At 74.4% G+C, this 12318-nt stretch carries 12 protein-coding genes; 6 read left to right on the forward strand and 6 right to left on the reverse strand.

Annotated elements, in window-relative coordinates; translation table 11 throughout:
* Positions 1-114 precede the first annotated feature (114 nt).
* Both IE311_RS02135 and IE311_RS02140 read right to left on the reverse strand, forming a co-directional pair.
* On the reverse strand, positions 115-1521 hold the full coding sequence (locus IE311_RS02135) for a sensor histidine kinase (protein WP_189829755.1): 1407 nt from the start codon (positions 1519-1521) through the stop codon (positions 115-117).
* Positions 1518-2219 (reverse strand): response regulator transcription factor, encoded by a 702-nt coding sequence (locus IE311_RS02140; RefSeq protein WP_189829756.1) that lies wholly within the window; start codon positions 2217-2219, stop codon positions 1518-1520. The genes IE311_RS02135 and IE311_RS02140 overlap by 4 nt, the downstream gene beginning before the upstream one ends.
* Before the next feature lie 78 nt (positions 2220-2297).
* On the opposite strand from IE311_RS02140, the gene IE311_RS02145 reads away from it, so the two are divergent.
* Positions 2298-2876 carry a hypothetical protein gene (locus IE311_RS02145; RefSeq protein WP_189829757.1) on the forward strand — a complete coding sequence of 193 codons (579 nt, stop codon included), beginning with the start codon at positions 2298-2300 and terminating at the stop codon, positions 2874-2876.
* 52 nt (positions 2877-2928) lie between these two features.
* On the opposite strand, the gene IE311_RS02150 is transcribed toward IE311_RS02145, so the two are convergent.
* Positions 2929-3795 (reverse strand): spermidine synthase, encoded by an 867-nt coding sequence (locus IE311_RS02150; protein WP_189829758.1) that lies wholly within the window; start codon positions 3793-3795, stop codon positions 2929-2931.
* 183 nt (positions 3796-3978) lie between these two features.
* Positions 3979-4422 (reverse strand): hypothetical protein, encoded by a 444-nt coding sequence (locus IE311_RS02155; protein WP_189829759.1) that lies wholly within the window; start codon positions 4420-4422, stop codon positions 3979-3981.
* Positions 4423-4648: 226 nt separating this feature from the next.
* On the opposite strand from IE311_RS02155, the gene IE311_RS02160 reads away from it, so the two are divergent.
* Positions 4649-5935, forward strand: a complete 1287-nt coding sequence (locus IE311_RS02160; protein WP_189829760.1) for a tetratricopeptide repeat protein — start codon at positions 4649-4651, stop codon at positions 5933-5935.
* 102 nt (positions 5936-6037) lie between these two features.
* Here IE311_RS02160 and IE311_RS02165 read toward each other — a convergent pair whose 3' ends face one another.
* A complete protein-coding gene (locus IE311_RS02165) occupies positions 6038-6631 on the reverse strand; it encodes a histidine phosphatase family protein (RefSeq protein ID WP_189829761.1) in 594 nt (197 codons plus the stop codon).
* A 143-nt stretch (positions 6632-6774) separates the two neighbouring features.
* Here IE311_RS02165 and IE311_RS02170 point away from each other — a divergent pair, with 143 nt between their 5' ends.
* Genes IE311_RS02170 through IE311_RS02185 form a run of 4 tightly spaced genes read left to right on the forward strand, consistent with a single transcriptional unit; the run spans position 6775 to position 11713 of the window.
* On the forward strand, positions 6775-7644 hold the full coding sequence (locus tag IE311_RS02170) for a phosphatase PAP2 family protein (RefSeq protein WP_189829762.1): 870 nt from the start codon (positions 6775-6777) through the stop codon (positions 7642-7644).
* Complete coding sequence (locus tag IE311_RS02175; RefSeq protein WP_189829763.1) at positions 7583-8728, forward strand: hypothetical protein; 1146 nt, start codon at positions 7583-7585, stop codon at positions 8726-8728. The genes IE311_RS02170 and IE311_RS02175 overlap by 62 nt, the downstream gene beginning before the upstream one ends.
* 37 nt (positions 8729-8765) lie before the next feature.
* Positions 8766-10355: a hypothetical protein gene (locus tag IE311_RS02180; RefSeq protein WP_189829764.1), complete on the forward strand. Its 1590-nt coding sequence runs from the start codon at positions 8766-8768 to the stop codon at positions 10353-10355.
* Positions 10352-11713 carry an AAA domain-containing protein gene (locus tag IE311_RS02185; RefSeq protein ID WP_189829765.1) on the forward strand — a complete coding sequence of 454 codons (1362 nt, stop codon included), beginning with the start codon at positions 10352-10354 and terminating at the stop codon, positions 11711-11713. The genes IE311_RS02180 and IE311_RS02185 overlap by 4 nt, the downstream gene beginning before the upstream one ends.
* Here IE311_RS02185 and IE311_RS02190 read toward each other — a convergent pair.
* The gene (locus IE311_RS02190; RefSeq protein ID WP_308439785.1) at positions 11697-12305 is read right to left on the reverse strand and encodes a peroxiredoxin-like family protein; all 609 of its coding nucleotides are present in this window, start codon (positions 12303-12305) and stop codon (positions 11697-11699) included. The two genes, IE311_RS02185 and IE311_RS02190, sit on opposite strands and share 17 nt — an antisense overlap.
* Positions 12306-12318 lie beyond the last annotated feature (13 nt).

Below are 12318 nucleotides of genomic sequence, written 5' to 3' on the forward strand. Positions count from 1 at the left end.
ACGGACAAACGGGCGTCCGGGGACACCCGTCGGGATCCTTAGGGTCCGCTTAAGGAAGGCATCGGAACCACGAAAGGTTCCGCGCCGGGGGAAGAGGGGGAAAGGGCCGGACGGTCAGCCGTCGACGGCCCGGCGGGTGCCCGTGCCCCCGCGCCGACGGCGGGCCGGGCGGTGTCCACGGCGGCCGGTGGCACCCGTGCGGCGCCCGTCGAGCCCGATCCAGATCCGGACCTCGGTGCCGCCGAGCACCGAGTGCCCGATGCGCACGTCACCGCCGGTGGTCTCGGCCATCCGGCGCACGATGTCGAGGCCGAGGCCCGTGGAGCCGTCCCGGGCACCGCTGTTGCCCCGGGCGAGCGCGGCCGCGGGGTCGGCGATGCCGGGACCCGCGTCGGAGACCAGGACGATGACGGCGTCGTCGCCGTTGTGCACGTCGATCGAGAAGGCCGTGCCCTCGGGGGTGTGGCGGAAGACGTTGCCGAGCAGGGCGTCGAGCGCGGCGACGAGTTCGGGGCGGGCGACCGGGATGCGGACCGGGCGGTCGACGCCCGCGACCCGGACCCGGCGGCCCTCGTCCTCGGCCAGCGCCGACCAGAACTCCATCCGCTCGCGCACCACTTCGGCGGCGTCGCAGCCCGCGCCGGGCCCGGTGGCCTGGGTCTGCGGCTTCGCGTCGCGGGCCGTGCGGATGATGGTGTCGACCTCGCGCTCCAGCTGCTCGACGGCCGCGCGGGTCTGCTCGGCGGCCGGTCCCGAGCCCAGCGAGGCGGCGTTGAGCCGGAGCACGGTGAGCGGGGTACGGAGCCGGTGGGAGAGGTCGGCGGCCAGTTCCCGCTCGTTGGCGAGCAGTTGGACGACCTGGTCGGCCATCGAGTTGAACGCGACGGCGGCCGACTTGAGTTCGGGCGGCCCCTCCTCGGGGACGCGTGCGCCGAGCTTGCCCTCGCCGAGGTCGTGGGCGGCGCCCGCGAGCCGCTGGGCGGGCTGCACCATCCGGACGCCGAGCCGGTCGGCGACCGCGACGGAGCCGACGATCAGGGCGATGCCGACCCCGGCGAGGACCAGCCAGGCGGTGGCGACGCCGTTGGACACCTCGCCCTCGGGGACGAAGAGTTCGACGACGGCGACCTTGCCGCTACTGAGGGCGGTGGGCTGGAGCAGCACGAAACCGCCGGGGACCTCGGCGATGGAGGCCCGGCCGAGCCGGCGGGTGGCGGCGAGTTCCTCGTCGCCCGCCCGCCGGGTGCCGATCTCCAGGGGCGTGTCGCCGGATTCGCCGACGGGCACGTGGATGGCGAGCCGTCCGGCGGACCCGTCCTCGGTGGTGGCGACGGCCTTGTCGAGCTCCTCGCGGTCGGTGGTGATGGCGAGCACCGGGGCGAGGCCGGCGGCCCGCCGTTCGGCGTTGGAGAACGCCCGGTCGCGGGCCATCTCCTTGACGACGAGCCCGAGGGGTACGGCGAAGGCGAAGACGACCATGGCGGTGACGGCCAGGGACACCTTGACGAGGGCCCATCTCACGGCTGCGGCTCCCGGGGCGGCTCCAGCTTCACACCGACCCCGCGCAGGGTGTGCAGATAGCGGGGCCGGGCGGCCGTTTCACCCAATTTCCGCCGCAGCCATGACAAATGGACGTCGATGGTCTGGTCGTCCCCGTACGACTGCTGCCACACCTCGGCCAGCAGTTCCTTGCGCGGGACGACGACACCGGGCCGCCCGGCGAGGAAGGCCAGCAGGTCGAACTCGCGCCGGGTCAGGTCCAGCGGCGCCCCGTCGAGCTCCGCCTGACGGCGCAACGGGTCGACGGTGAGCCCCCCGACCCGGATCACCTGGGACGGCGGCGCCTCGCCCCCGCCGGACCGGGCCCGCCGCAGGACGGCGGCCATCCGGGCCGAGAGGTGGTCGACCGAGAAGGGCTTCACGAGATAGTCGTCGGCCCCGGCGTGCAGGAGCCGTACGATCTCCGCCTCGTCGTCCCGGGCGGTCGCGATGATCACCGGTACGTCGGTGATTCCGCGCAGCATCTTGAGCGCCTCGGACCCGTCCAGGTCGGGCAGTCCGAGGTCCAGGATGACCACGTCGAAACGGAAATGGGCGACCTCGCGCAACGCCTCAAGAGCCGTACCGACGCTCCGTACCGTGTGGGACGCCTCGGACAGCTGACGAATGAGGGCGGAGCGCACGAACTGGTCGTCCTCGACCACGAGCACACTTGCCATGGGCCGCACCGTACGCCATTCGGGGGAATGTGAAGGAGAGGCCACCCTCCGGCGGGGGTTCCGGGGACGTGGTGCAATATGGCCCCGATGCGAAGAGGACTCGTTCACGCCCTGGCCTGGTCGCTCGCCACCGGCGCGGCGGTCACTCTGTCCTGGTGGGGAGTGCACACGGTGCTGTCCGGCACTGTGTACGACCCCCCGCGCGCACTGCCCCTCCCGGCCGGCAGCGCCGACGAGCCGGTCACGGCAGGCAGCGATCCGGTGACCTCCTCGACCCGGCGGCCCGGCACCACCGAGCCCTCCGCGCCCGCCACGACGAAGCCCACGCCGAGCGCCGACCGTTCGACCCCGGCCACCCCGTCCACTTCCCCGTCCCGGCGGCCGAAGCCGACGACCGATGCCCCCACCACGCCCCCGGCCGACTCCGGTTCGAACGTGAAGAGCTACACGGTGGACGGCGGCCGGGTCACCTTCGACCTGGGCGAGACCTCGGCCGAGCTGGTCTCGGCGATCCCGGCCTCCGGCTGGCAGATGCAGGTGTGGAAGCAGCCGAGCTGGATCCGGGTCACGTTCACCGCGAACGGCCGCGAGCTGTCCGTCTTCTGCGTGTGGCACGACACGGCGCCCCGCGTGGAGATCGAGGACCGCGCCGTCTGAGCCGCCCGTCCGGGCCGTGGCGTCCGGGCCGCGGCGGCGCGCCCCTGCGTGGTCAGCGGAAGACGGACGCGGGCGGTACGGGTGAGGGCTTGGCACTCACGTCGGTGACCGGCGCCGCTCCCCCGGCGAAGTCGGCGAGCGCCCGCCCGTGTTCGACCCGACCCGGGTGCGGGTCGGTGGCGACCCGGCGGGTCAGCTCGGCCACCGGCAGTTCCCGGTCGGAGGCGAGCAGCACGGCGTTGCCGAAGCGGCGGCCGCGCAGCACCGTCGGATCGGCGGTCAGCGCCAGCTCGGGGAAGACGGAGGCGGCGGTGGCGATCTGGCCGCGCAGATGGGTCAGGGGCGGACCGTCGGCGAGGTTCGCCGCGTAGAAGCCGCCGGGCCGCAGCACCCGCCGCACCTCGGCGAGGAACTCGGTGCTGGTCAGATGGGCCGGGGTGCGGGCCCCGCTGAACACATCGGCGACGACCAGGTCGGCCCAGCCGTCCTGGACCTTGGCGAGCCCGGCGCGGGCGTCGGCGGAGCGGACCCGGATACGGGCCCCGGTGTCGAGCGGCAGCTCCCGGCGGACGAGCTGGACGAGGGCCCCGTCGAGTTCCACGATCTGCTGGGTGGAGCGCGGCCGGGTCGCGGCGACGTACCGGGCGAGGGTGAAGGCTCCGCCGCCGAGGTGGACGACCTGGAGCGGCTTGTTCGGCGGGGCGACGAGGTCGGCGATGTGGCCGAGGCGCCGCTGGTACTCGAAGGAGAGGTGGGCCGGGTCGTCGAGGTCCACGTGGGACTGCGGGGCGCCGTCGATGAGGAGCGTCCAGGCGCGCGGGCGCTCCCGGTCGGGTATGAGTTCGGCGAGCCCGCCGTCCACGGTCTCGACGACGGAGGCGGCGGCCGCCGCCCGGTCGCGCTGCTTGTTCCTGGCCACGGGCCCATTATCGGTCCTGGCGCGAGGGCGGCGCCCGACGGCCGGGGGCGGGAGATCCACCGGGTTGGGCGGCCTCGGTGACGGCAGTCGGCAGCCTCGCCGAACCGGGTCGGGTCGGGTCGGGTCGGGTCAACTCAGGTCAGGTCAGGTCAGGTCAGCTCAGGCTGGGTCGGGTCGGGTCGGTCAGTGACAGCCGTCGGCCGCCTCGATGAGCCGGGCCGCCTCTCCGAGCGCCCGGCGCAGCACGACGGGGTCGGTGACCGGGTCCGTGTCGCCCGGGGGCAGCAGCCAGCCGGCGGGGCGGGGGGCGTCCCCGGCCGGTTCGGGGAGCTCGGGCAGCTCCGGGAGGCGAAGGCCCCGCCCCGAGGTCCGCGTACACGCGCTGCCGGGCATGTCCCAGGCGGCGGCCGTGCCGGGCGGGACCAGGAAGCCGAGGGTGTCGCAGGTGCCGTCGTGGACGACGGGGCCGACGGCCGGGGCGGCACCGCGACGCAGGATGTCCACGGCCTCGAGGCCCTGCCGGACCGGCACGGTCACCAGGTCCCAGGGCTCGGCGGCGGACTGGGGCCCGTCGGCCTCCGGGGCGGGCGCGTGCCACGTGGCCGACTGCGAACCGATCTCCGACATGGGGACCCCTCCTCGCTCCTGAGGAGACACGTTCCGTCTCTCCCTTACGGTTCAACGCCCGTGCGCGTCAACGGCTACGGCGCCATGCCGCCGCAAAGGATGGCAGTTCATGGCAGATCACAGGCGAGATATCCGATTTGTAGCCAAACTCTGCGTACGCGTCCGGTCACAGCAGGTACGTTCCTGTGCTGCCGGAACACCCGGCAGCACAGGAGAGGGCTCGGCCATGGCGATGTCACGGGCAGTTCCCAATCTCGCCTTCCGACGGCTCCGCGGACAGCACTCGCCGGCGGAGTTCGCCGCGACGGTTCGTCGGGCGGCGCGGGAGATCGGCGAACAGGTCGCGTGCGACGCCCGCTACATCGGGCGCGTGGAAGCGGGCGAGATCCGCTGCCCCAACTACGCGTACGAACGGGTCTTCCTGCATATGTTCCCCGGTCTTGGCCTCTCCGACCTGGGCTTCTCCGCGCGGGAGACGGTGCGCGGCCGGCGGCAGCCGGTCGCGGCCGGGGCTCCGACTCCCGCCGCCATCCCGCCCCGGAACGATGAGGAGAGCGACGTGCTGCGTCGCGCATTCATGACGAGCGGCTCCGCCACCCTGGCGGCCGCCTCGCTGGGACTCGGCGGCCCCGCCGTCGCGATCCCCGCCCCCCGTGGCACCCACCGGATCGGCGAGGCCGAGGTGCTCGCCGTCGAGGACGCCGTACGCCGGATCCGGCTGCTCGACGACCGGCACGGCGCCGACGGGCTCTACAAGGTCGCCGCCCAGCCGCTGCGTGCCGCGTACACGCTGCTCGACACGGGGACCATGACCCGCCGCTCCACCGAGGACCGGCTGCACGCGGGCGCGGGTGAGCTCTCCCTCTCCGTCGGGTGGCTGGCCCACGACTCGGGCCGCCACGACGACGCGCGCTCCCACTACGCCGAGGCCCTGGCCACCGCGCGGGTGTCGGGCAACCCGGCCCTGGAGGCGCACGCCTTCTGCAACACCTCGTTCCTGGCCCGGGACACCGGCCGGTACCGCGAGGCGGTACGGGCGGCGCAGGCGGGTCTGCGGGCCGCGCAGCCGTTGGGCTCGGCCCGGCTCCTCTCCCTGCTGTCGCTGCGGGAGGCCGCCGCGTGGGCGGGGATCGGCGACCGCTCGGCCTGTGAGCAGGCCCTCGGCCGCGCCCACGGCTTCTTCGACCGGGGCCCGGCCGACGGCGACCCCGAGTGGATGTCGTTCTTCGGGGAGCCGGAGCGGGAGGCCCTGGAGGCCCAGTGCTGGTCGGCGCTGGGCGACTGGGGGCGGGCGGCCCGGCACGCCCACCGGGCCACGGTCCTGCAGAACCCGCACTTCGCGCGGAACCTGGCGCTCTACCGCGCGCATCTCGCCAAGGACCTGGCGCACGCCGGCCGCCCGGACGAGGCCGCGGCGGAGGCGAAGCGGGTGACGGAGTCCCTGGAGGGCATCGCCTCGGCGCGGATCCGCGGAATGCTCTCGGAGACCCGTCGGGTCCTGGCCTCGTACTGAGGTCCCGGACGGAACTCCCGGGCGTGCCTCACGGGCGGGTTCGCCGACGAGTTCCCGACGGGGCCCTTCCGACGGTCCGGTCCGGCCCGCCGGGGAGGTCTTCTACTCCAGGTGCCCGGTGTCGTTCCAGCGCTCGACCGCCGGGGCGCCGTACGCCCAGCCGAGGACGGACAGGCTCGTCGGGTCGAGGCGGATGCGGGAGGCGAAGGAGACGTCCTCGCCGAGCCAGCGGGCGCCGATCGAGCGCAGGATGTGCCCGTGCGCGAAGACCAGGACGTCACGGTCGGCGGACCGGGCCCAGTTCACGACCTCGTCGGCACGGTCCGAGAGCTGCGCCATCGTCTCGCCCTCGGGGACTCCGTCGCGCCAGATGAACCAGCCCGGCCGAATGTCCTGGATCTGGGGCGGGGTCAGCCCCTCGTACGCCCCGTAGTCCCACTCCATCAGCGCGTCCCAGGGCTCGGCCCGCTCGCCGAAGCCGGCGAGTTCGCAGGTCTCACTGGCGCGGACCAGCGGGCTGGTGCGCACCTCCATGCCGGGCAGTCCCTGCCAGGGGCCGCGGTGCAGGCGCTCACCGAGCAGCTTCGCGCCGCGCCGCCCCTCGTCGAGCAGCGGGATGTCGGTCCTGCCGGTGTGCCGGCCGAGAAGTGACCACTCGGTCTGGCCGTGCCGGGCGAGCAGGATGCGCGGTGCCATGGGAAGGATCTCCAGGGGTTTCACGGTGCGGACGTGCCTCTCCCATCATCGCCCAGATGCATTCGGGGTGACGTCCGGGCAACCCCCGGGCGACTCCCCGCGTCCCCTCCCCCGGGGCGATCACCGTCTGGGGGGACCTTTCGATGCGCAAGCCACGCTGGTGGGCCGAGTTGTCGCTGCTCGCGGTCGTGTACGCGGCCTACACCGGCGGGCGGCTGCTCGTACGGGGCGACGAGGCCTCGGCCGTCGAGCACGGGCTGGCGATCCTGCGCTTCGAGGAGCTGCTCGGGATCGACGCCGAGCATCCGCTGAACCGGCTGTTCACCGGCGTGCCCGCGCTCGGGATACCCGCGGACTTCGCCTATGCCTCACTGCACTATCTCGTCACCCCGGCGATCCTGGTCTGGCTCTTCCGGCGCCGTCCCGCGCGGTACCGGGCCGCCCGCACCTGGCTGATGGTCTCCACGCTGCTCGGTCTCGTCGGCTTCACGCTGCTGCCGACCTGCCCGCCCCGGCTGCTCGACCCGGCGTACGGCTTCACCGACACGATGGCGCATTTCAGCGCGTACGGCTGGTGGGGCGGCGAGGCCAGCGCGCCGCGCGGGCTCGGCGGCATGACGAACCAGTACGCGGCGATGCCCAGCCTCCATGTGGGCTGGGCGCTGTGGTGCGGGGTGATGCTGTGGCGGTACGGGCGGACGCCCGCCGCGAAGGCCCTCGGGGTGGCGTATCCGCTGCTCACGACGGTTGTCGTGATGGGGACCGCGAACCACTATCTGCTCGACGCGGTGGCCGGCGCGGCCGTGATGGGCGCGGGTCTGCTGCTGACCCCCTACGCGCTGCGTCTGGCCGGCCGGGTGCGCGGGACTGCGGCCGTGTCCCGGGCCGCCGAAACACCCCGGGTCGCCGAAGCGCCCCCGGTTGTCAGTGCCGGATGCGAGACTTCCGCGGGTGAGCGCATCCCAGGACAGCGGTCTGTCACGACCCCCGCAGACGACACGTATTCTCGCTGAGCTGCGCGGACCGACCGTCCCGCCGCGTCCGCTGGACGCGCGGGCCCTCGCGGCGCTGGCCGCGAACCCCGGGTGCAGGCGACGCGCCCTGCTCGACGGCGCCGGGGTCGACAAGTCCGCGCTGGCCGCGAAGCTCGGCTCGCCGGCCCCGTTCGGACAGTCGCAGTTCGCGATCGTGCGGGGCAACTCCTTCGAGGCGAAGGTCAAGGCGGACGGCGGCCGTGAGCTGCTGCGTCTGATCGGGGTCGAGGAGCCGGGCACGGTGTCCGTGCCCGATCTGGCCGCGGCCGGCCCCCAGGGACGGGTGGCGCGCACGGCGCTGGCGCTGCGGGAGGCGACCGGGGCCGACGGGTGGACGCTGCTCGACCATCCGCTGCTCGCCCTCGAAGTGGCGGGCTCACCCGTGTATCTGGAGCCGGACGCGGTGGTGGTCCGTCCCGACGGCGGGTGGACGGTCGTGGAGATCAAGTCCTTCCCGATGGTCGACGGCGCGGCGGACGCGTCGAAGGTGGGCGCGGCGGCCCGCCAGGCCGCGGTGTACGTGCTGGCCCTCGAACGGGTGGCGGCGCTGACGGAGGGCGCGCGGGTCGCCCAGTCGGTGCTCCTCGTCTGCCCGAAGGACTTCTCGAACGTGCCGACGGCCTCGGTCGTCGACGTCCGCAAGCAGCGGTCGGTCACCCGGCGTCAGCTCGCCCGGCTGACCCGGATCGACGAGATCGCGGCAGCCCTGCCGGAGGGCGTCAGCTTCGATGTGGCGGAGCGCTCGCCGGAGGAGCTGACAGCCGCCGTGGAGTGCGTGCCCCATCAGTACGCGCCGGAGTGCCTGGCCGCCTGCGAGCTGGCCTTCCACTGCCGGTCGCGGGCCCGGGAGGCGGGCGCCGTGGAGACCCTGGGCCGTTCGGTACGGGGGGAGCTGGGCGGTCTGACGACGGTCGGCGCGGTCCTCGCGGCGGCGCGCGGCGAGGAAGGCGATCCGGAGGACCCGGCGGTGGCGGCGCTGCGCCGGGCGCGCGCACTGCGCCAGGAGGCGCTGGAGTCGGCGGCCGCACGCACTCCCCGGGAGCACGTCGAATGCCCCTGCTGACAACCCTCGCCCGCGCCGTGCCCCGGGAGGCCCCCGCATGTCGTTGATCTCCACCCTGGCCCGGATGGAGGCCGTCGAGTCGGGCCGGGCGCAGCCGCTCGCCACCGTCCGGCACCGGCGGCTCTCCGGGCGGCCCCTCGTCCTCGTCCCGCTGACGACGGCCGGTGAGGCGGGCGCCCCGCTGGGCGCGCTCGTCGGCACCGACCCGGAGGAGCCGCGGCTTCTGGTGGTGGCCCAGCCCCGGGACCGTGACCTGCGGTTCGCGTTCCTCGCCGAGCTGGCCGAGGAGGTCCTGCCGTACATCGACTCCTTCGCGGACGTCGTCGAGGCGGCGGAGCGGAGCGAGGTCGATCCCGAGACCGGCAAGAAGGTGAAGGTCGAGGTCGAGCTGTGCGCGGACGCGCCGCAGCTGATCGTGCCGAGCCGGGCGGGCGTCGAGTACCTACGGCTGCTCGGGCGGTCGACGCGGTTCCGGCGGACGGCCGAGCAGGACCCGGAGACGCCGTTCCCGGCGCCGCCGCGCGTCCCGCTGCTCGGGCGCTGGCTGACGCACTTCGGGGACCGGGCCCGGGTGCCCGGCTCCTCGCTGCTGCTGTCGGCGACCGATCTCCTCAACCGGCACTGGGCGACCGGGCAGTCCTCCCTGGAGGACCAGCACCTGGGGGCGCTGCTCGCGTGGATCGATCCCCACGACGGTGAGCCGGGCTCCGAGGCGGCGCTGCGGGCCGAGGTCGGGCGGGACTCCGAGGGGCAGTTGCTGTGCCCACCGGCCGGACCCGCCACCGACCCCGCCTTCGACAACCGGCTCCTCGCACCCGCGATCGAGCGGTACGACCGGGCCCGGCAGGCCGTCGGCGCCGCCGAGGACGGCGAGGCCGCCGAGCGCGGGCTCGGCGAACTGCACCGGGCAGAAAGGGAGGTGCGCCGGCTGGTCGCCTCCCGGATGAAGCCGACGTGGGAGGCGGTCTGGCGGGCGATCGGTCTGCTCCGGGAGCTGCCGGAGGGGGCCAGGGTCGAGGACCGCTGGACCCGCGACCGCTGGTCCTTCACCGCCCACCGGGACCGGGTCACCGCCGGTGAGCCGCCGCAGCCGCGCCGGGACGACGCCGTGACGGCGGCCCGGAAGCTCGCCGCGCGGGAGCAGGCGCAGGGTCAGCTGGAGGCGCAGGAGGCCCTCGACGATCCCCTGGTCCTGGCCGGGCGGAGGCTGTCGGGCGAGGCGTTCACGGCCGAGGTGGTCGAGGTGACGATGGCCTGGACGGAGTCGAAGCGGCCCGCACCGCGCCCGCTGCTCACGGTCCGCACCGAGGACCGGCCGCACCTGGGCGAGAAGGTGAAGGTGTTCCGCTCGCTCGACGGGAAACCGCAGTCGGCGGAGTTCGTGCGGTACGAGGAGGACGGGGCGCTGCTGCTGCGGATCCTCGACAGGATGGGCCGGTCGAAGGAGCCCGCGGAGGGTTCGGTGCCGGAGAAGGGCGAGCGGATCGCCTGGACGCTGTTCGAGCACGACCAGCGGGTGGGGCCGCAGTTGCCGGAGGCGGAGGAGACGCCCTGGACGCACGGCGGTCCGCCCCGCGCGGACGCCGTGGAACTGCCCGACGCCGTGACTCCGGAGGATGTGCTGTGACCGTGTTCGACCTTGCGCCGGGGACCGCCGGGGCCTTCGACCCGTCGGCGGCGGCCGGGAGGGCGACGGCGGACATCCTGGCCGCCACCCTGCACGGCACCGCGCGCGGTGTCGTCGTGGACTCCCCGCCCGGCGCCGGGAAGTCGACGCTCGTGGTGCGGGCCGCGCTCGAACTGGCCGCCGCCGGTCGCCGTCTGATGGTGGTGGCCCAGACGAACGCGCAGGTGGACGATCTGGTGCTGCGGCTCGCCGAGAAGGAGCCGGACCTGGAGGTGGGCCGGCTGCACTCGAACGACAGCGACCCGTACGACAAGGCGCTCGAGGACCTGGAGAACGTACGGAAGTCGGCGAAGGCCGGTGACCTCGCCGGTCTGCCGGTCGTCCTGTCCACGGCGGCCAAGTGGGCGCATGTGAAGAACGTCGAGCCCTGGGCGCACGCGATCGTCGACGAGGCGTACCAGATGCGCTCGGACGCGCTGCTGGCCGTGGCGGGGCTCTTCGAGCGGGCGCTGTTCGTGGGCGACCCCGGGCAGCTGGACCCGTTCTCGGTGGTGGGCGCGGAGCAGTGGGCGGGCCTCTCGTACGACCCGTCGGCGAGCGCGGTCTCCACCCTGCTCGCGCACAACCCGGAGCTGCCGCAGCACCGGCTGCCGGTGTCCTGGCGGCTGCCCGCCTCGGCGGCGCCGCTGGTCTCGGACGCCTTCTATCCGTTCACTCCGTTCCGCAGCGGCACCGGGGACGGGGACCGGAAGCTCTCCTTCGGGGTGGCGTCGGACGGTTCGGGTCCCGACCGGGTCCTCGACGAGGCGGCGGAGTCGGGCTGGGGTCTGCTCGAACTTCCGGCCCGGCACACCCCGCGCACCGATCCCGAGGCGGTCGGCGCGGTCGCCCTGGTGGTGCGCCGGCTCCTGGACCGGGGCGGGGCCGCGGTCTCGGAGCGCTCGGAGACCCCCGTGCCCCTGACGCCCGACCGGGTCGCGGTCGGCACCGCCCACCGCGACCAGGCGGCCGCGGTCCGGGCGGCGCTCGCGGAGCTCGGTGTGACGGGCGTGACCGTGGACACCGCGAACCGGCTCCAGGGGCGTGAGTACGACGTGACGGTCGTCCTCCACCCGCTGTCCGGGCGGCCCGACGCGACGGCCTTCCATCTGGAGACGGGCCGGCTGTGTGTGCTCGCCTCCCGGCACCGGCACGCGTGTGTGGTGGTCTGCCGGGCGGGGGTGGCGGACCTGCTCGACGCCCACCCGTCGACGGAACCGGTCCAGCTGGGCGTCGCCGTCTCGTTCCCGGACGGCTGGGAGGCGAACCACGCGGTCCTCTCGCACCTGGAGGAGCACCGGGTCAGCTGGACGCCCTGACCTTCCCGTCCCCGAGTTCCGCCGCCAGGGCGAGGAGTTCGTCGACCGACCACTGGTCGTAGACGTGCTCGCCGTACTTCGCCGCGGCGACACGGCCCTCGGGGGTGATCAGGAAGTCGGCCGGGAGACCGAGGCGGCCGGCCGGCTGCGAGGTGGCCGGCAGCCTGCCCCTGCCGCGGAGCAGCCTCCAGGCGTCACGGAGCACGCCCCCGACGATCGCGTGCCAGCCGCGCGGGTCGAGCAGGGCCCGGCGGTGCGACTCCACGCCGAACTCGGCGTACAGCAGCTTGTCGGGGTCGGCGACGACGGCGAACGGCAGGTGGGCCACGTGCTCGCGCAGCTCCTCGGCGGGCGAGTGGAAGAACACCACCTCCCGGATCCCGGCCCGTTCGATCTCCTCGTGGCGCCGGACCACCGACCGCAGATGGAGGTTGCAGACGGGGCAGCCCGCGAAGCGCCGGAACTGGACGTGGACGGTCCGTCCGGGGTCCGGGAGGGTCAGCGCGGGGCCGAGGACGGGCGTGAGGGTGCGGGTCGGCACCCGGTCGCCGGGTGCCGGGCGGGTGCGGGTCGGGTTCGGGGACATGCGCATGGGACACCATCCT

This window comes from Streptomyces zaomyceticus (genome assembly GCF_014656215.1).
GTDB lineage: Bacteria > Actinomycetota > Actinomycetes > Streptomycetales > Streptomycetaceae > Streptomyces > Streptomyces zaomyceticus.

Bases quoted from the DNA above. Each gene is read 5' to 3' on its own strand.
- IE311_RS02160 (WP_189829760.1), top strand. From the start codon at position 4,649: ATGGCGATGTCACGGGCAGTTCCCAATCTCGCCTTCCGACGGCTCCGC.
- IE311_RS02165 (WP_189829761.1), bottom strand. From the start codon at position 6,631: ATGGCACCGCGCATCCTGCTCGCCCGGCACGGCCAGACCGAGTGGTCA.
- IE311_RS02145 (WP_189829757.1), top strand. From the start codon at position 2,298: ATGGCCCCGATGCGAAGAGGACTCGTTCACGCCCTGGCCTGGTCGCTC.
- IE311_RS02140 (WP_189829756.1), bottom strand. From the start codon at position 2,219: ATGGCAAGTGTGCTCGTGGTCGAGGACGACCAGTTCGTGCGCTCCGCC.
- IE311_RS02170 (WP_189829762.1), top strand. From the start codon at position 6,775: ATGCGCAAGCCACGCTGGTGGGCCGAGTTGTCGCTGCTCGCGGTCGTG.
- IE311_RS02155 (WP_189829759.1), bottom strand. From the start codon at position 4,422: ATGTCGGAGATCGGTTCGCAGTCGGCCACGTGGCACGCGCCCGCCCCG.
- IE311_RS02190 (WP_308439785.1), bottom strand. From the start codon at position 12,305: ATGCGCATGTCCCCGAACCCGACCCGCACCCGCCCGGCACCCGGCGAC.
- IE311_RS02180 (WP_189829764.1), top strand. From the start codon at position 8,766: ATGTCGTTGATCTCCACCCTGGCCCGGATGGAGGCCGTCGAGTCGGGC.